Origin of the sequence: Synechococcus lacustris str. Tous (assembly GCF_003011125.1) — a bacterium.
Taxonomy (GTDB): Bacteria; Cyanobacteriota; Cyanobacteriia; order PCC-6307; family Cyanobiaceae; genus Synechococcus_D; species Synechococcus_D lacustris.
Map to the genome: position 1 here is coordinate 14,394 of NZ_PXVC01000016.1, position 17,735 is coordinate 32,128.

General features: G+C 53.8%; 22 protein-coding genes. 15 read left to right on the plus strand and 7 right to left on the minus strand.

Going from position 1 to position 17,735, the window contains the following annotated elements; translation table 11 throughout:
* Positions 1-4: 4 nt before the first annotated feature.
* Genes C7K08_RS05375 through larB form a run of 5 tightly spaced genes read left to right on the plus strand, consistent with a single transcriptional unit; the run spans position 5 to position 2,835 of the window.
* Complete coding sequence (locus C7K08_RS05375; protein WP_106499623.1) at positions 5-424, plus strand: nucleotidyltransferase substrate binding protein; 420 nt, start codon at positions 5-7, stop codon at positions 422-424.
* Positions 421-906 (plus strand): 2-C-methyl-D-erythritol 2,4-cyclodiphosphate synthase, encoded by a 486-nt coding sequence (gene ispF / locus C7K08_RS05380; protein WP_106499624.1) that lies wholly within the window; start codon positions 421-423, stop codon positions 904-906. Before C7K08_RS05375 ends, ispF begins: the two co-directional genes overlap by 4 nt.
* Entirely contained in the window at positions 903-1,343 is a 441-nt protein-coding gene (locus C7K08_RS05385; RefSeq protein WP_106499625.1) for a TIGR03792 family protein, read from the plus strand. The genes ispF and C7K08_RS05385 overlap by 4 nt, the downstream gene beginning before the upstream one ends.
* Positions 1,340-2,149 carry a methyltransferase domain-containing protein gene (locus tag C7K08_RS05390; RefSeq protein WP_106499626.1) on the plus strand — a complete coding sequence of 270 codons (810 nt, stop codon included), beginning with the start codon at positions 1,340-1,342 and terminating at the stop codon, positions 2,147-2,149. Before C7K08_RS05385 ends, C7K08_RS05390 begins: the two co-directional genes overlap by 4 nt.
* A complete protein-coding gene (larB, locus tag C7K08_RS05395; protein ID WP_106499627.1) occupies positions 2,146-2,835 on the plus strand; it encodes a nickel pincer cofactor biosynthesis protein LarB in 690 nt (229 codons plus the stop codon). Before C7K08_RS05390 ends, larB begins: the two co-directional genes overlap by 4 nt.
* Here the strand turns inward: larB and C7K08_RS05400 are convergent.
* The 3 genes from C7K08_RS05400 to C7K08_RS05410 all read right to left on the minus strand — a co-directional run bounded on the left by C7K08_RS05400 (position 2,804) and on the right by C7K08_RS05410 (position 5,095).
* Complete coding sequence (locus tag C7K08_RS05400; RefSeq protein WP_106499639.1) at positions 2,804-3,751, minus strand: DUF1517 domain-containing protein; 948 nt, start codon at positions 3,749-3,751, stop codon at positions 2,804-2,806. The genes larB and C7K08_RS05400 overlap by 32 nt on opposite strands.
* Positions 3,752-3,855: 104 nt before the next feature.
* On the minus strand, positions 3,856-4,065 hold the full coding sequence (gene thiS, locus C7K08_RS05405) for a sulfur carrier protein ThiS (RefSeq protein WP_106499628.1): 210 nt from the start codon (positions 4,063-4,065) through the stop codon (positions 3,856-3,858).
* Entirely contained in the window at positions 4,058-5,095 is a 1,038-nt protein-coding gene (locus C7K08_RS05410; RefSeq protein WP_423218682.1) for a thiamine phosphate synthase, read from the minus strand. Before C7K08_RS05410 ends, thiS begins: the two co-directional genes overlap by 8 nt.
* A 60-nt stretch (positions 5,096-5,155) precedes the next feature.
* Here C7K08_RS05410 and C7K08_RS15965 point away from each other — a divergent pair, with 60 nt between their 5' ends.
* Positions 5,156-5,296: a hypothetical protein gene (locus C7K08_RS15965; protein ID WP_162842889.1), complete on the plus strand. Its 141-nt coding sequence runs from the start codon at positions 5,156-5,158 to the stop codon at positions 5,294-5,296.
* 1 nt (position 5,297) lies between these two features.
* Here C7K08_RS15965 and C7K08_RS05415 read toward each other — a convergent pair whose 3' ends face one another.
* Positions 5,298-6,233 (minus strand): bifunctional riboflavin kinase/FAD synthetase, encoded by a 936-nt coding sequence (locus C7K08_RS05415; protein WP_341272136.1) that lies wholly within the window; start codon positions 6,231-6,233, stop codon positions 5,298-5,300.
* A gap of 46 nt (positions 6,234-6,279) precedes the next feature.
* Here C7K08_RS05415 and C7K08_RS05420 point away from each other — a divergent pair, with 46 nt between their 5' ends.
* A complete protein-coding gene (locus tag C7K08_RS05420) occupies positions 6,280-6,837 on the plus strand; it encodes a DUF3611 family protein (protein WP_106499630.1) in 558 nt (185 codons plus the stop codon).
* Here C7K08_RS05420 and surE read toward each other — a convergent pair.
* A complete protein-coding gene (surE, locus tag C7K08_RS05425; RefSeq protein ID WP_106499631.1) occupies positions 6,800-7,597 on the minus strand; it encodes a 5'/3'-nucleotidase SurE in 798 nt (265 codons plus the stop codon). The genes C7K08_RS05420 and surE overlap by 38 nt on opposite strands.
* A 26-nt stretch (positions 7,598-7,623) precedes the next feature.
* Here surE and pheS point away from each other — a divergent pair, with 26 nt between their 5' ends.
* Genes pheS through C7K08_RS05445 form a run of 4 tightly spaced genes read left to right on the plus strand, consistent with a single transcriptional unit; the run spans position 7,624 to position 10,716 of the window.
* Positions 7,624-8,631 (plus strand): phenylalanine--tRNA ligase subunit alpha, encoded by a 1,008-nt coding sequence (gene pheS / locus C7K08_RS05430; RefSeq protein ID WP_106499632.1) that lies wholly within the window; start codon positions 7,624-7,626, stop codon positions 8,629-8,631.
* A 1-nt stretch (position 8,632) separates the two neighbouring features.
* Positions 8,633-9,544, plus strand: coding sequence for an NAD(+) kinase (locus C7K08_RS05435; protein WP_106499633.1), 912 nt, complete (start codon positions 8,633-8,635; stop codon positions 9,542-9,544).
* Between the two features lie 2 nt (positions 9,545-9,546).
* Complete coding sequence (locus C7K08_RS05440) at positions 9,547-10,239, plus strand: response regulator transcription factor (RefSeq protein ID WP_161955819.1); 693 nt, start codon at positions 9,547-9,549, stop codon at positions 10,237-10,239.
* A gap of 9 nt (positions 10,240-10,248) precedes the next feature.
* Positions 10,249-10,716, plus strand: coding sequence for a DUF192 domain-containing protein (locus C7K08_RS05445; protein ID WP_106499635.1), 468 nt, complete (start codon positions 10,249-10,251; stop codon positions 10,714-10,716).
* On the opposite strand, the gene cbiE is transcribed toward C7K08_RS05445, so the two are convergent.
* A complete protein-coding gene (gene cbiE, locus C7K08_RS05450) occupies positions 10,679-11,911 on the minus strand; it encodes a precorrin-6y C5,15-methyltransferase (decarboxylating) subunit CbiE (RefSeq protein ID WP_241537078.1) in 1,233 nt (410 codons plus the stop codon). The genes C7K08_RS05445 and cbiE overlap by 38 nt on opposite strands.
* A gap of 128 nt (positions 11,912-12,039) precedes the next feature.
* Here cbiE and C7K08_RS05455 point away from each other — a divergent pair, with 128 nt between their 5' ends.
* Genes C7K08_RS05455 through ribD form a run of 3 tightly spaced genes read left to right on the plus strand, consistent with a single transcriptional unit; the run spans position 12,040 to position 16,130 of the window.
* Entirely contained in the window at positions 12,040-14,532 is a 2,493-nt protein-coding gene (locus C7K08_RS05455) for a GH116 family glycosyl hydrolase (protein WP_106499636.1), read from the plus strand.
* A gap of 5 nt (positions 14,533-14,537) precedes the next feature.
* On the plus strand, positions 14,538-15,023 hold the full coding sequence (locus C7K08_RS05460) for a DUF3122 domain-containing protein (protein ID WP_106499637.1): 486 nt from the start codon (positions 14,538-14,540) through the stop codon (positions 15,021-15,023).
* 30 nt (positions 15,024-15,053) lie between these two features.
* On the plus strand, positions 15,054-16,130 hold the full coding sequence (ribD, locus tag C7K08_RS05465; protein WP_106499642.1) for a bifunctional diaminohydroxyphosphoribosylaminopyrimidine deaminase/5-amino-6-(5-phosphoribosylamino)uracil reductase RibD: 1,077 nt from the start codon (positions 15,054-15,056) through the stop codon (positions 16,128-16,130).
* A 2-nt stretch (positions 16,131-16,132) separates the two neighbouring features.
* Here the strand turns inward: ribD and C7K08_RS15425 are convergent, their stop codons facing one another.
* Positions 16,133-16,528: a potassium channel family protein gene (locus C7K08_RS15425; protein WP_161955820.1), complete on the minus strand. Its 396-nt coding sequence runs from the start codon at positions 16,526-16,528 to the stop codon at positions 16,133-16,135.
* 393 nt (positions 16,529-16,921) lie between these two features.
* Between C7K08_RS15425 and C7K08_RS05475 the strand changes: the two genes are divergently transcribed.
* On the plus strand, positions 16,922-17,735 hold an 814-nt coding region (locus C7K08_RS05475; protein WP_133165158.1), incomplete at its 3' end, for an ATP-dependent metallopeptidase FtsH/Yme1/Tma family protein.

The following is a 17,735-nucleotide window of genomic DNA, read 5'->3' on the forward strand; positions in this document are numbered from 1 at the left end:
AGCGATGACAGAAGATATTCGMTGGCAACAAYGCTTTAGCAATTTTCAGCTTGCCTTATCGCAGCTGGAAACTTTTTTTGAGCCGCCGGAGCTCAATGGGCGTGAACAGCRGGGGCTAATCAAGGCATTTGAATACACTTTTGAATTAGCTTGGAATYCGCTGCGGGATCTACTTAGCTCAAGGSCAATGGTTAGCTACAARCCAGGTTCCGATATTGATCTATGCTTAGAAGGCAAAAACCTYAACCACAACAACCGYTTRCTAATATTAMGTGCAGTGGATGATCTACTATTGCCCTGGCGCATAGATCTTGTAATCATGCATCAATTAGATCAAAATTTATTAAGCCATATTAATAGATTTGGCCATTGCATTTGGAGAAAAAGCACCCCCAAAGATCTTTCTATTCACCATCAACCATGAATATCCGGATCGGCAATGGCTACGACATTCACCGCCTAGTTGCAGGKAGGCCATTGATCATTGGTGGCCAGTTACTAGAGCATCCCGCCGGCTTAGGACTCGATGGCCACAGTGATGCTGATGTGCTGGTGCAYGCAATCATGGATGCCCTTCTTGGCGCCTTGAGCTTGGGCGATATCGGTAAATACTTTCCCCCTGATGATCCMAAATGGAAAGGCGCYAATAGCCTTGAATTACTAAAACAGGTGCATTCATTAGTAACAGCTAAAGGATGGCAGGTAGGCAATATTGATGCTGTGATCATTGCCGAAAGGCCCAAACTAAAGCCGCACATTGAAGCGATGGCCGCCGCCATTGCCAACCAGCTTTGCCTTAGTGCCGATCAGGTGGGTGTTAAAGCAACTACAAATGAAAAACTAGGCCCTGAAGGTAGGGAAGAAGGTATTTCTTGCCATGCGGTTGCCCTACTGGTGCGCCTATGAAAATTAGTGCCTTGTTAAAAATGCTGGCGGATAATTGCCTGATCCTTTTRRGCTTTTTTGCTTGCCTTTTGATAACAACAAGCCCAGCTATGGCCCTGCGGGAACTTGATCCCAATGCGGGGGTGGTGGAGGTTTTACAAATGCCGGTWACAAAAGACCAAACCAACTGTTGGCGCATGGCAGARGAAAAGGTATGGGAACCATGGCTTGAGCAACAGAGCGGTTACCAAGGCAGGGAATTACTTTGGGATCGCGATCGCCAACAGGCCGTGGTTTTAATTGGTTGGTTGAGCCAATCTGAATGGGATGCAATTCCAGCTGGCAGTATTAAAAAAACTGAGCAACGATTTGATGGGGTTTTGCAACGTTGCTTAGGTAGTGGTGCCTCAAAACCCCTRCCCCTACAACGCACYGGATCTTTGCAACCAATACCATGACCTATGTGCTCGGCACCCACAGCGAAGAACTAGAACGGCTTGGCCGTCAACATCAAATCTGGCAAGCAGAGGCCATGGCTGCTTGGGATAAAGCTGGTTTTAAAAGCGGTGATCACCTTTTGGATCTTGGTTGCGGCCCAGGCTTTGCCAGCTTTGATTTAGCCGAACTGGTGGGGTTAACAGGGCAGGTGCTAGGCATCGATCAAGYCGCTAAYTACATCACACATTTAAATAAACAGGCCGCTGAATTRCAGCTTCCACAGTTAAAAGCTGAACTGCATGATTTAACAGCATCCACACCTACGCTGATTGGTAATSAAAACTGGGATGGTGCCTGGTGCCGATGGTTGTGCATGTTTCTTACTGATCTAGATCCCCTATTGGCATTAATCAAAAGCTCCCTAAAGCGCGGCGCCAAATTAGTTATTCATGAATACATTCGCTGGGATACCTTTTCATTGCATCCCCATGGCGCAGCTYTAGCTGAATTTGTGAACTGTTGCATTCAGCATTGGCAATCCCATGGTGGTGATCCAAATGTGGCTAGCAGGCTTCCAGCRCTTTTGCAGCAGCAGGGTTTTGAACTAGTAAGCAGTTGCAGCYTGCTTGCCTGCACAACTAACGGCCAGGCAAAAGCCCAATGGCTAGAGGATTTTCTTACTAGCTACCCGTCCCAGCTAATTGCTGATGGTGTTTGGACACAAAGCCAGCAGGAGGCCCTTGAAGCAGAAATTAGCCAAGCMAAAAAAAATCAAAGCCTCTGGCAAACCCCTGCCCTTGTTGAACAGATTTGGCAAAAATCATGAAAGATGATCAGAGTGAAATATTGCATCGTTTAGATTTAGATCGCCGTAATCGGCTTGGCATGATAGARGCWGTGTGGGGAGAACATAAAACAGCAGAACAGATAATTGCCATTGCCATTGAGATGCAGGCTGCGGGTGAATTAATGCTTGCCACTAGAATTAATCAAAGCAAAGCCRCTGAAATTGCACTTAAAATACCAAATATTAAATATTATCCTCAGGCGCGCTGTTTAAGCCTTGGCAAGTTGCCTGAAACCGGCATTGATGGCTTTGGTGATGTGGCGATCCTCACCGGTGGCAGCAGTGATATCAGCGTTGCTTCTGAAGCACAACTTGCTTTGGCCTGCCATGGTATTTATTCTGATTTAATTGCCGATGTGGGCGTGGCTGGCTTGCATCGGCTCATGCATCAATTACCCGAACTTCATAAGTATCAGGTTTTGATTGTGTGCGCTGGCATGGAAGGTGCCCTKCCAACYGTGGTTGCGGGTTTACTGCCCCAGCCGGTCATTGCCGTGCCAGTGAGCGTGGGTTATGGAGTAAGCGCCGGTGGAACGGCAGCACTGCATGGAATGCTGGCAAGTTGCGCGCCGGGGCTTGCCGTTGTAAATATCGATAATGGTTATGGTGCAGCAATGGCGGCATTACGGATTATCAAAGGTGCTTCAGTTGTGGATAGGCGGTAATCAACTCATCAGCGCTTAATACATCGCCTTCCGCATCCGGCTGCCAGATCACTTCTARKGCCAATAGATCACTGGCTGGCACTGCTCCTAGCACCCCCAAGGCATCGCGTAACTGCTCGGCTGTATCTACAGATTTAATCGTCATACGTCGGCGGCTAGCCACCAATATTGTTATGGCGATGTAATCATTGGAMGCATCAGCATCACCAGCCTTAACGATGCTTGCTTCATTTTCATCGCGGCGGCGACCAGCAAAGTTACTTGTTACTTCACTACTTAATTTGCTGCGTTCCTGCATTGAAAGGCGATTAAATGTGGCCTCTGCCGTATTAAAAGGCACTTGRCCCAATTCAACATTTGCATATACCCATTGGTCGGGATGGCGCAATAAAGCAAGGGTTGCATCCTGCAATACCTGTTGCAGGCCAGCGCTATTGCTGGTRTCTGCRGTGCGCGCATARCGACGCAAATCCTGTTGCAATGAGCGGGCACTGGCGAGCAGGCCAAGTTGCAGCTGGGCCACCGCTACGGGGCCATCCACAATTTCCCGTTCAGCTGGTAACCCAGGGTTKACGCCGCCGCCAATGGCACCCCTCAAGCCATTAACAACCACCCCAACAATTGCCATCAGGATCAAAAAGCCAAATAGGCCGCCGCCGCCAAAACCTAAAAACGGCACGATGAATGGAAAACCAATGCCACCGCCACCAAAWCCACCTCCGTAGCCACCGCCATAACCACCCCGGTAGCCACCACCACCGCCATAGCCGCCGCCACTGCGAAATGAAGGGCTAGAGGAACGGAAGCTGCCGCCACCGATGCGGCCACCACTGGCAGCATCAGCWGGCTGGGGGTTACCTAAAAAMAGCAAACCAGCAGCAATAACTGGCATTAATGAAAGCGAAAAGAAACGCATGATCCGGCGGTTTGAAAAGCGGTTGGTTAAAAAAGTGAGCAACACCTAGGGCGCCATAACTAGCCAAATACTAGGAAAGCTGAGCGGGTTCGTTGTTACGGAATCTACCCACCCCCAACGATCGTTACCACCTCCAARCGATCGCCAGCTTTGATYAGCTGATCAGCCCAGCAAGACCTTATTAATAATTCCTCGTTGTATTCCACCACCACCAGTTGCGGTTTATAGCCAAGCCATTGCAGCAATTCAGGCAGTTTTAAACCAACGGGGCAACTGCTTTGCTCACCATTAAGCCAAATTTGGCATTCAGTCATTAGCTATGAGCTCCAGTAATTCTTTAGTTGCTGCAGCTGGATCGGCCGCTTCCATCACCGCGCGCACCACGGCAAAACCAGCAGTAGCGCCAGCTTCAGCTAACACTGGCTGCAAATTGCTKGCATCAAGGCCACCGATGCAAAAAAACGGCACTTGGGCAGTTGCAGCCGCAATTCGCAAGTAATCAAAACCCACTGGCTGCCTTCCAGGCTTAGTGGGGGTGGCATAGATGGGTCCCACACCMACGTAGTTGCAACCAGCAGCTTGGGCCCTTTKCAAATCCTCAAGGCAATGGCTGCTTTGGCCAATCAAACGATCGGGGCCCAGCAAACGCCGCGCCATCGCTGGCGGCAGATCTGTTTGGCCGAGGTGCACGCCATCGGCATCCACCGCAAGGGCAATGTCTAGCCGGTCGTTAACAATAAAAAGAGCTCCATAGCGGTTGCATAGCTGCCGCAGGGCAAGGGCCTCCTGGTAGCRCTGCAGRTCGTTTGWGCTTTTACTGCGATGTTGCACCAGTTTCACCCCAGCCTTAAGCGCTTGCTCCACCACCTCAAGCAAATGGGGCACCTCTGCAGTAATCAAATACAACCTGGCCGCCRCCAGCCGTTCCACACGGCTTTGATCAGCTAGAAGCTGGGTTTCTAAATCGTATAAACSGTAGCGGCAGGCCTCTGCCACAGCAGCCAGGCCAGGGTTGCTGGCCCTGCCAAATTCCTCCAGCACCCTYAGGGCCTCCTGGGCCCTTGCGCAATTAGCGGCCACCACCGCTTGGGAATCCAAACGTTGCGCCTGGGCTGGATGGCCTAAACCAGCTGCGCTGTCGCTAGCTGTGTGGCGCGCTTGGCGGTAGCTGGGCAAATGGCAACTACCCAGTTGCTGGCGTAAATCCTTAAGGGCTGCCACCAGGTCGCGGCGGTTTAAGCCAAAGCGGGCCCAATCTTCCGCCACCCGCAAACCCTCCCGGGCGCGGTCGAGATTTGCATCCAGTAGGCGCAACACCGCTGGATCAACGCAAGGGGATGTCACAACAATTAGAGCCAACGCGCTGTTCCCTGTTTAGCCTGAAATATCCCCCGCACCTTTGTGGTGGCAGAAGAACCTAAAACTCTCCCCCAATACAGCAGTTCCGATAACCCCACCACGGTGTTGATCTGGGGTGCGGTGCTACTGGGCGGCATCGCTGCCTTCATCGCCTGGGGACTCACCCATGCCTACCCAAGCGCCTAGATCAGMAATCGGAAGCTAAAAACTCAGCAGCTGCTGCTGCATCCTTTGCGATCTGGGCGCTTAATTCCGCCAATGAAGCAAATGTGYATTGGCCCCGCAGCCACTGCCTTGGTTCCACTGTGAGCGTTTCGCCTTCCAATTGCAGATCAACCCCCAAAAGGTGCACCTCAACGGCGGAAGGCGCCTGGGGGKCGATGGTGGGTTGACGCCCCAGATTCATTACTGCAGCAAGGTTTTTACCATCACTTCGTTGCACCCAAGCGGCATAAACACCCTCTTTTGGTAAGCACTTGCGGCCGTCTACCTGCAGATTTGCAGTAGGCCAACCCAAGCCGCGGCCAAGGCCCCTGCCGCGCACCACCAAACCCTGAAAGCGATAGGGCCGCTGCAATAAACGCACCGCTTCCTTTAGATCAGCCTCAGCTAATGCCTGGCGAATGCGGCTACTGCTAACGCGCAGGCCATGGTCGGCCAGCATCGGCAGCACCTCCACGGTTACACCAGCGGCAGCGGCGAGGCGCACCAAATCCTCAGGGCCACCGCTGCGTTTAACGCCAAAACGGAAATTTTCACCGATGGCAATTGCCCCTGCCTTTAATTGATCCAGCAACACCTGTTGCACAAATTGCTCGGGGGTTAAAGCAGCTAGGGCGCGATTAAATGGCACTAAAACCAATTGTTTAATTCCTAATTCCTCTAGGCAGCTCAGCTTTTCCTCTGGCAGATCAAGCCGCAGCCTGCGTTCACCGGCAAGCACCTCGCGGGGATGGGGCCAAAAAGTAAGCACCGTTGGCAGCAGCTGGGGCCTTTGCCGCGCCGCTTCCACAACGGCTGCCATCACACGGCGGTGGCCGGCATGGACGCCATCAAAACTGCCTAGGGCAAGGGCCGTTGGGGTATCGACGTCCTGGGGGGAGCGTAAAAAAATCAAGGCCACAGGCCGTGCCAGATCTATCCTCCCATGGCAACTTGGGGAAAACCCCATGGCCGACCGCCTCGATCTCCAGCGCATGGCAGCCGCCTTTCGGKCCATGGGCTGGGTTGCCTTCTGGAGCCAGCTAGCAATGGCCGTTGTGTGTGCTGGCGTTCTTGCCTTCAACAGCATCGGCAGCGAYCTAATTCGCAATCGCGATCGSGCCATTGGCTTAGGGCCTGGCCTATCGCTAACAACGCTCGCCCTGTTGGTAATGGCYTACAGCATYTGGCAAGACTGGGGYTTAATCCGGCTCAGCCGCGCCCTAGCTGGTGGCACCACCGCAAGGCCATCCAAAGCTGAAACCACCGCCCAGGTAAAACGCCATCTGTTGGCAAGCCTGGCGGGTGTAACCCTGGCGGCAATTGGTTATCAAGCCCTAGCTGGCAGCCTCACATTTCAAGCCTCAATCCAACAACCGGGTTTTGCCGGCAGTGGCGGGCTTGGCAATAACGCCATCACCTCCCTAGAAATGTTTTCGGTGATGGCAAATACCCAAGCCCTCACTGGCCATTTAATTGGCCTTTGGATCAGCCTTTGGCTACTGCAACGCATCCAAAGGCGATAGGTGGTAGATCACCGCGCCAGAAAAATTCCGGTTGCAAYGGCGTTAGGGCCATGCCGCCGGCCTGCACCTGGGCCACATCCGTTGGCCATTCCCTTGGCCCTGCCCCGGCTGCATCCACATCATTAAGCACTTCACCGGCTAACCAGTAGTAGGTGCGACCCCTTGGATCCAGRCGTTGGTCGAATTGATCGATGTAGCGGCGCACGCCAGGCCGGCACCAACGCATGGCGCCGATGCGTTCMGCAGGAACAGCAGGCACATTCAAATTGAGCAATAAMCCCTCGGGCCAGCCTGCAGCCAGTGCTTCTTCAGCTATTTCCAATGCTTTCTCRGCTGCTYCATCAAATTGACGCCAGTCGAAACAGGCACTGCTGATCGCCATGGCCGGCAGCCCCTCCAGGGTGCCTTCCATGGCAGCTGCAACGGTGCCGGAATACATCACATCAGAACCAAGGTTGGGGCCGTGGTTGATGCCACTGAGCACTAAATCCGGTGGTTCCGCTAAAAGTTTGCCCAGCCCTAATTTCACGCAATCGGAGGGGGTGCCACTGCAGGCCCAGGCCTCAATGCCAGAGCCAAATAAACCATCCGCCCGYTCAGCCCGAATGGGGCTTTGCAAAGTGAGGCCATGGCCGGTGGCGGAGCGTTCTTGGTCGGGGCAAACCACGGAAACCTGATGGCCGCGGCGGGCTGCTTCCTTTGCCAATGCTTGGATGCCTTCGGCAAAAACGCCGTCGTCGTTACTGATCAGGATGCGCATACAGTTATAAGCTCTGCTTTAAAACCGTGGTAACCGGCCTCAATTTAGAGGACATAACYGCCCAGCTATGTGCTCTAGAAGCAGAAGCAGCGGCTGCCATCRAAGCTGCCGCCGATGGGKCGGCCTTAGAGCAACTGCGGATTGATCTGCTYGGCAAAAAGGGCAGGCTTTCAGGGGTGCTGGCGGCCATGGGCAGATTGCCTGGCGAGCAACGCCCCCTGGTGGGCCAAAGGGCAAATGTGCTGAAGGAACAGCTRCRGGGCTTGCTGCAGGAACGSTTGCAGAATTTGCGCCAGCAGGCGATGGCCAGCCGCATTGCAAGTGAAACCCTTGATGTAACCCTCCCCCCTAGTTACGTGCCATCGGGCCATAGGCATCCGCTGGTGAGCACCACAGATGCGATCGTTGATATCTTYTGCGGCCTTGGTTACCGCTTGGTTTCAGGCCCTGATATCGAAACCGACCACTACAACTTTTCCGCYCTCAATATCCCCCCAAACCATCCGGCAAGGGATATGCAAGACACCTTTTACCTCCCCGGTGATCGGCTTTTGCGCACCCACACCTCACCGGTACAAATTCGTCACCTGGAGGCAAATCCACCACCGGTGCGGGTGATCGCCCCAGGTCGTGTGTATAGGCGTGATGCCGTGGATGCCACCCACTCGCCRGTTTTTCACCAAGTGGARGTGTTAGCCATCGATGAGGGTTTGGATTTCAGCCATCTGCGCGGCACCGTTACCCATTTCCTAAAAGCATTTTTTGGTGATCTGCCCGTGCGCTTTCGCGCTAGTTATTTCCCTTTCACCGAACCAAGTGCGGAGGTGGATGTGCAGTGGCGGGGCCGATGGTTGGAGGTAATGGGTTGCGGCATGGTGGATCCGGCAGTGCTGGAGGGGCTTGGCCTAGATCCAGAACGCTGGAGTGGCTTTGCTGCTGGCCTTGGTGTGGAGCGCTTTTGCATGGTGCGCCATGGCATAGACGACATCCGCAGGCTGTTTACTAGTGATCTGCGCTTTTTAGAGCAGTTCTGAAATGTCCTGCGCTGGACTGATCGTTAACGACGGTAAAGACCTMGCCGTTTGCACCGCCGATCGCATCGAAGCGCGGCTTAAAGCAGCCGGCTGGGATGTGGTGCGGGTAAGTAGTGCCGGTGGAATGGTGGGTTTTGCCAACCCCGACCAACACCTGCGCATGCTGGGCTATGCCGCCTGTGTGCCAGCTGGATTTAACCGTGAGATGTCGCTGGCCATTGTTTTAGGTGGTGATGGCACGGTGTTATCGGCTGCCCGCCAAACCGCCCCTGTGGCGGTGCCGATGCTCACGATCAACACTGGCCACATGGGTTTTTTGGCTGAAACCTACCTGGAGCATCTCGATGGTGCCCTTGAGCAAATAATTGCTGGCCGCTGGAGTGTTGAAGAGCGCAGCATGGTGGTGGTGAGTGTGTTGCGGGGCGACCAGCGGCGTTGGGAGGTGCTTTGCCTCAATGAAATGGCCCTGCACCGGGAACCTTTAACAAGCATGTGCCATTTCGAAATTGCCATCGGTCGCCATGCCCCCGTTGATATCTCAGCTGACGGGGTGATCCTTTCAACCCCCACCGGCTCCACCGCCTATGCCCTAAGCGCTGGCGGGCCGGTGATCACCCCCGATTGCCCCGTGCTGCAACTCACGCCAATTGCCCCCCATTCCCTTGCTTCAAGGGCTCTGGTTTTTAGTGATAGCGAACCGGTWACGGTTTTTCCTGCTACTCCAGAGCGTTTGATGATGGTGGTAGATGGCAGCGCCGGTTGTTATGTGTGGCCAGAAGACCGTGTTTTAATTCGCCGCAGTGATGAACCAGCCCGCTTTATTCGCCTGCAAGACCATGAATTTTTCAGGGTGCTAGGTGAAAAGTTGGGCTGGGGTTTACCCCATGTGGCAAAACCAGCACTGCCGGATTAAACGTGGATCAACCGGCAGCACTTCTATTGGTTGGCGCAGCAGCGCAACAACTAAAAGATCGCCTGGAAGCATCTGGCTACAGCAGCRTCAGTTGCAAGCAGGCGGAAGTGCCCAAATTGCTCGCTGGTGTGCAATTAGCGGCGGTGTTGATATCTAAAGATGCYTGCGMTATTTGCGTGCAGTTGCGCAACTACTACGGCGAGGAAAATGCACCAGCCCTGCTGCTAGAAGCAAGCCACAATGATCTTGCCGCCCGCAGCCTTTGCCTTGAATGGGGCGCCGATGATTATTGGTTAGCTGATGCACCACCCAGCGACCTYTTGCAACGGCTGCGCCATCAGATCCAGCTGCACCAACAAACTCCCAAWTCAATTGCAGCAATCAATYCACACCAACTAAGCCTCGGGAACCTGCGCTTAGATCAAAAAGAACGGCGCGCCTGGCGKGGTAAYCGCGACCTTGGCCTAACGGCAAGGGAATATGCATTRCTGCTGATATTAATTGAGCAGCCAGGGGTATGCGTAAGCCGAAAAACGATTTTGGAGCAGGTGTGGGGCCTAACTGAAACAAGCGAAGCAAATATCATTGAGGTGTATGTGCGCTACCTGCGGCGCAAATTGGAAGCCGATGGTGAAAAGCGCCTCATCCACACGGTGCGGGGCCACGGCTACTGCCTACGCAGCAMCGATTCCTAAAAAACCATCATGWCAAACAAACAGAGGCAATTAGCAACACTATTTTCAGCAAGTTTATGCCTTTCTTGCATTAGCGCAAAACCGATTAATGCAACTCCAGYYCAATACCTGCCAACGGAAGCGCGCTGGTGCGTGGCCCAAGGTTGCATCGATTTAGAAATACCCAAAACATATGAGCAATATGTGCTCGGCCTAAGCAATCGMCCAGCCCTCGGCCCCTGGAGGGGTATGTGGTTTCGTTTTGCGGAGCCCCGRGTGGTGGCTTTTAATATGTATAAATGCGCGCCATTGGATTTAGTATTTATCAGAAACGGCACAGTTGTTGAAGTAAAAGCAAATCAATCTCCATGCTTGAAATTACCTTGTCCTCAAATTATTCCGATTGAACCKGTTGATGAAGTGATCGARTTAGARGCTGGCCGCGCAGCTGCCTTAGGCATCAAGGCCGGAAGCCCCGCAATACCAAAACTGGATTGAGCGGCGCCAAMCGGGTGCCATCAGCAAGCGGTGCACCWCGCCAGGCTTGATGTTGTGTGATTGATACTTGGCAGCCGGATTGAACTAAYAGGGGCCTCAATTCAGCAAGGGCCTCSAGGGTGGCAAGGGGCAACASCACCACACCTGCTGGCCGCAGGCGGGTGAGCACCGCCGCCAGGATTTCAGCCCGCTGGCGGCCACCACCACCGATCAACACCCGATCGGGATCAGGCAGCTGGGCCAGGGCTTCAGGGGCACTAGCTTCCAACACCCCAGCGGGTTGAACCCCCAAACGGCGGGCATTGGCTTCTATCAATGCAGCTCCGCCACCCCTGCATTCCAGGGCCCACAGCTGCAGCGCCGGCCGCAGCCGCAAGGCCTCAAGGCCAACGCTGCCCACRCCAGCRCCGATGTCCCAAAGCACTCCCTKGGCCGGCAATTGCAAATCAGCTAGCAGTTGAATCCGCACYTCACGCTTGGTCATCAAGCCGGGGCGATCGGCCTGCTGCAGAAATAAGCCATCCTCGAGGCCAAACAGGGGCAGGCCGGCGGCCTCAATGTCAGCAGGCGGCTCKGCCAGCAACAGCACCAGATGGAGCGGATCAAGCGGATCGGGCAAYGGCTCATCGGGGGCTAGGCGTTGCAGCCGTTGCTGCGGATGGCCTAGTTGTTCACACAACCAAAAGCCATAGGCGGCCTCCAAGCCGGAAGCCCGCAGGATCAAACGCACACTTTCGGCGCCGCCCCGGTTGGGATCGGTGAGAACTATCAAGGCAGCTGGACGCTTTTGTAATTCGGCTGCCAAMGCCTCCGGTTCGCGGCCATGGAGGCTTATCCAACTGGCATCTTGCCAAGGGCGMGCGATGCCGGCAAAGGCCAGTTGCATCGAACTGGGTGCTGGATGAAAACAAAGCTGGGCGGGTTCAAACCGCTGCAACAGCAGGCGACCAATGCCAAACCAAAGCGGATCACCACTGGCAAGAAGCACCGTTGGCTTAGAAGTTGCCAAAGCAGCGGCRATTGCTTCGATGGCCGCCGCAGGGTGATCAGTGGAAATCAATTGCTGCCCGCTGCTTGGGGCATAGGCCAAGCGGCTGGGGGCTGCCACCAATGCGGCCTGCTTAATCAAAAGCTGCAGGGATTGGGGCAAATTCAACACCCCACCCGCATCTGTGCCGATCACATGCAAGCTCACGGCAGGATTTACATCGGCCAGGGTGATCTCAACTAGTGATTTGCATTTTGMCCCATACACAGGGACAGAAACAGCAACATTTGATGGCGGCTCAGATCTGACAAGCTAGGTGCACCTTTTTATCCCCCATGGCGCCCTTTGGCCTCTCAGCCCTGAAGTTGATATTGCAACGTAAAACGGCTGTAAAGCCTCAAACCGCTAGCTGGAGCAGGCCCTTTGGGCTTGGTTGGGATAAGCCTTACACCGTGCGATATGCCAGTAACTTGGATGATGGCCCTTGGCATGGGGCACCCCTGGGCGGTTTTGGTGCTGGTTGCATTGGCCGCAATTCAAAAGGTGAATTCAACCTTTGGCACCTAGATGGGGGAGAGCATTGGTTTGGCAACCTGCCGGATTGTGGTTTTGCACTATTTGAAAGCGATGGCAGCACAAGCAAGGCCCATGGCCTGGCCGTTAAACCCACRGTTGATGCATCAAACCCAGAGGCGGGMGAACCCCTTTCCGCCTGGAGCTGGTATCCAGCTAGCAGCGCAAACCAAAACACCGGCACCTATAGCGCCCGATATCCACTCAGCTGGTTCCACTACAGGAACGTGTTCAARGCAGAGGTGGAATGCGAAAGTTTCAGCCCGATATTGCCCGGCAATTATCGMGATACAAGCCTGCCGGTTGCAGTGTTTCGCTGGCATTTTAAAAATCCAAGCAAAAAACCGCTAAAGCTTTCGTTGCTGCTCAGCTGGCGCAACACCCTGGGCTGGTTTAAAAACACCGACCCCAGCGCTGAGGTGCATTTCCGTGATGATGGCAGCCCCGAACATTCCTATATCCCAGCGATTGGCGTAAGCAAAGGCCAAAGCAATCGCTGGATCGATCAAGCAGATATGAACGGCATCCTTATGGATGGCGAGCGCAGTAATCCAATCCAAGAAGGGGAAGGTCAATGGTGYCTAGCGGTGCCATCCCTMCCGGCAGGYGTTGAATTRAAACGCTGCAGCCGTTGGAATCCCCATGGTGATGGCGCWGAACTTTGGCAGCAATTCAGCCTTGATGGCACTATCCCCGMCAGTAATAACGACCGCCGCAGCGCCGCCAGCAATGATCCCCTCAGCGCTGCTTTRAGCATCAGTTTTGAATTAGCACCAGGCGCTGAATTAGAGCTGCCGGTGGTGATCAGCTGGGATTTACCGGTAACRGCCTTTGCCACCGGCTGCCAGGCCCTGAGGCGTTATACGGATTTCCACGGCAGCAGCGGCACAAATGCAGCAGCYATRGCAAGTGAAGCTTTAAAGCAATGGCCGCAATGGCGGGAACAAATCAACAATTGGCAAGCGCCGGTGTTGCAGCGCAACGACCTACCGGAAAAGCTGCGCATGGCTTTATTTAATGAGCTCTACGACCTTGCCAGTGGTGGCAGCCTGTGGACAGCCGCCACTGCAGATGATCCTGAGGGTCGATTTGGTGTGCTCGAATGCCTCGACTACGCCTGGTATGAAAGCCTAGACGTGCGTTTATATGGCTCATTTGCCCTACTGCAACTATGGCCTGCCCTAGATCGAGCTGTGCTGCGCAGTTTTGCAAGGGCTATCCCAGCAGCTGATGCAAACCTGAGGCCGATCGGCTGGTATTTCACCCAAGGCAAAGGCCGGGTGGAAGCGGCACGCAAATTAGCTGGTGCCACACCCCATGATTTAGGTGCCCCAAACGAGCGACCTTTTGATGCCACAAACTACACCGCCTATCAAGATTGCAATCTTTGGAAAGATCTAGCCAGCGACTTTGTTTTACAGGTGTGGCGCACTTATAAATTGGCACCCGATGGCAAAGATCTCAATTTCCTRGCCAGCTGYTGGCCTGCGGCGGTGCAGGCMCTGAAATATCTCAARGAATTCGACATCAATAACGACGGCCTGCCCGATAACGGCGGCGCCCCAGACCAAACCTTTGATGATTGGGCATTGCAGGGGGTGAGCGCCTATTGCGGTGCCCTTTGGATTGCTGCCCTRGAAGCAGCCTTGGCGATGGCCCAAGCGCTAAGCCTTGAATTAGGGCTTGATACAGCGCTGGAGCAACGTTTATTCAGCCAATGGCTGGAGCAATCCAGGGAAAATTTCGACAAATTGCTTTGGAATGGTGAGTATTACAAGATCGATGCCGATAGCGGCACGCCGGTAGTGATGGCAGATCAACTCTGCGGTGATTTCTATGCACGCCTACTGGGATTARCGCCTGTTGTTAGCGATGCCAATGCCATYAGCTCGCTTACGGCGATCAAGGAAGCCTGTTTTGAAGGTTTTGAAGGGGGCCGGCTTGGGGTTGCAAATGGTTTGCGYCGCGATGGTAGTGCTCTCGATCCCAATGGCACCCACCCCCTCGAGGTGTGGACGGGAATCAACTTTGGCCTTGCCGCYTACTACCGTTTAATGGGYGAGCCAACTACGGCGTTTGCCATCTGTGATGCGGTGCTGGAGCAGGTGTATCAAGGGGGCTTGCAATTCCGCACCCCAGAGGCGATCACAGCGAAAAACAGTTTCCGCGCCTGCCACTACCTGCGGGCGATGGCGATCTGGGCCCTATGGGCAACCCACACCAATTGGCAAGCAATTCCAGGTGCAGAGCATTGATAAAAATGGAACGAATCCTCGGCGTTTTTATTGCTCTAGCCCTACTGCTRCTTCCCTGTGGCAATCAAGCTGCGGCCCAACTTCAAAGCCATAACGATGGCAATGGTGTGCCAGTGCTACGCAGCATTGAAAGTTTGCGGGATTTGGATTACCAAGCCTGGCAGCTGGTGGCCTACCGCGAAGGTGAAGCCGGCGGGCCATTAAGGCTCAGGGTGGTGGGTTACCCCGGCAAGGTGCGTTTAAATCACCCAACCGCTTTAGAGGTGTTCAGCGGTGAACGCCATTGGGCGCTAACTGATATCACCCTWAACAATCCAACCCTCAGCACTGATAGCCGTGATGCMGCTGCGGAATTTGATCTTGCGCCATTGCTGAGTGATATCAAAAAAAACCGGCCTCTAAGGCTGGTGCTTCCWGGYGTTTTTACTGAATTGCCGGTGCCGCCTTTTGTGGTGAAGGAATGGCGCGAATTGCCAAACCAACCGCTCTAAATGGARGGCCAATGGCTTGATCGGCTCTGGATGGATAGGGCCCTRAGGCTGGCGGGTTTAGCGGATGGGCTCACAAGCCCAAATCCATTGGTGGGGGCAGTGGTGCTCAGCGCTGCTGGTGAATTGGTGGGGGAGGGYTATCACCGCAAGGCAGGGGAAGCCCATGCCGAATTAATGGCRTTRCAACAGGCCGGCAGCAAAGCAAAGGGCGGCAGCCTCTACGTAACCCTGGARCCCTGCTGCCATCAAGGTCGCACCCCACCCTGCACGGATGCGGTGCTCAGCTCCGGTGTGAAACGAGTGGTGGTAGCGATTGCAGATCCAAACCCATTAGTGGCAGGGAAAGGYTTAATGCTGCTGCGTGAAGCWGGCATTGAGGTTGAACTTGGCGAAGGGGCTGAGGCGGCAAAAAAACAAAACAGTGCTTTTCTGCATCGCATCAATACAGGCAAACCAGAAGGCATTTTGAAGTGGGCCATGAGCCTTGATGGCCGCACCGCCTTGCCCAATGGAGCAAGCCAATGGATAAGCGGCCCAGAAGCGAGAAGCTGGGTGCATCAATTGCGCAGCCGTTGTGATGCGGTGATCGTTGGCGGCGGCACCGTTAGGGCAGATGATCCCTTGCTTACAAGCAGGGGGCGGCGCACACCGGAACCGTTGCGGGTGGTGGTTAGCAGGGAATTAAATCTCCCCCCAAAAGCCCAACTATGGAACCAGGAATTAGCGCCCACCCTCGTGGCCCATGGCCCTGGGGCAGCAGCAGAAAAAATCGCACTTCTAGATCAGTTGGGAATAGAAAGGCTGCAACTTAATCAATGCAAACCACAACAACTGATGGAGGCCCTAGCTAGCCGTGATTGCAATCGGGTGCTGTGGGAATGCGGCCCCGAGTTAGCAGCGAGCGCCATAGGGCAAGGTTGCGTTCAACATATTGCGGCTGTTATTGCACCAAAACTATTAGGTGGCATCGCCGCATGCACCCCCCTGGGGGATTTGGGACTCAGCAGCATTCCAAACACATTTGAGCAAAAATATTCAGCCACAAGCCTTCAGGTGCTCGGCCAAGATCTACTTTGGCAAGCACAAATCAAAAGTTCATATACATAATTTTAGCGCATCTCCTCAAGCGATTCCTCAACCTCAGCGCTGGTTTCACTGGCGGTAACCCTTGCAATCAATAAACCCATCACAACCGCTAAATACAACGGCCCAACAACTGCAACAATCACCGACAACATTTCCCCAGGGTGATTAGTTGCAACTATATCGCCAAAACCAACCGTTGATAAACAGCTAAAAGCAAAATAGTTYAAAGATATAAAATCAATCTTTGAACTTRAAATRCYAGAGGAAACACAAGAAGAAATGGCATGAAAACTACCTGGAATCAAATCTTCCATAACATTAAATACGATGCCAGCGGCAAGGCCGAGCATYAAATAACCGGCGATTGCCCCCTGCAAAACAGCACTTGTTACTCGTTTTTCTAGGGAYAAAAAATGCACTATYCTWGCTGCACTTAACGATGCAAAAAGCGCCCATAGGCCCTGCARAGTAATCGCCCCATCAAARCCYTTAAAGCCACCGGAGGCTAATAWTGCCTGGTCGATTATTACCSCAAAACCAATTATTGGATACAAAAGATCARCATAATTTGCACGTTTRGGRGCCTTRTTACTGCTTGCCTCKTGCCCMGCAGCTAAACCAACCAGCAGCAGCAAAGCCAACAGCAAGAATCCGCCATGGGTTAGGGGGCGGGCCAGCTGAGGCGGCAACATAAAGATGCTGAGCAGCCCCAAGCAGGTTGAAAGCAAAGCCCGATAGAAGCGATGGTGAGGTATCAACACCCAAAGGCGGCGCAGGGGCCCTTAGCTTGGTTCACATCAGCACTGATGGCTATGGCCCTTCGCCAAGACGACAACAGCCCCAAYAAACGCTTTGGGGTGGTSAACCTGGTGTTGATTGGCCTTGGCCTACTWCTGCTACTAAGCAGCTTCCTGCCYAACCAGGGCCTGCAGCAGGTGCCGCGCGTGCCCTATTCCCTRTTCATAAATCAAGTTGATGATGGAGCCGTGAAGCGGGCTTTCATCACCCAAGATCAAATTCGCTACGAATTGGCTAACCCCGTTGAAGGGGAACCAGCGGTGCTTGCCACCACACCAATATTTGATATGGAGCTGCCCCAACGGCTGGAGCAGCATGGGGTGGAATTTGCAGCATCGCCACCTAAAAAACCAAGCATCATCAGCACAATTTTGAGCTGGGTGGTGCCACCACTGATTTTCATTGTGGTGTTGCAATTCTTTGCCCGYAGGGCCATGGGTGGCGGCGGTGGCGCCCAGGGCGCCCTCAGCTTCACTAAAAGCAAAGCCAAGGTTTATGTGCCGGATGAGCAATCACGGGTAACTTTTGCTGATGTGGCTGGTGTGGATGAAGCAAAAGCCGAACTAACCGAAATAGTTGATTTCCTTAAAAAACCTGARCGCTACACCGAAATTGGTGCACGGATTCCAAAAGGTGTGCTGCTGGTGGGCCCTCCAGGAACTGGCAAAACACTGCTCTCAAAAGCGGTTGCTGGCGAGGCAGATGTGCCCTTCTTTATTATTTCCGGCTCAGAATTTGTTGAACTGTTTGTGGGGGCCGGTGCCGCAAGGGTAAGGGATTTATTTGAACAGGCTAAGAAGAAAGCACCCTGCATAATCTTTATTGATG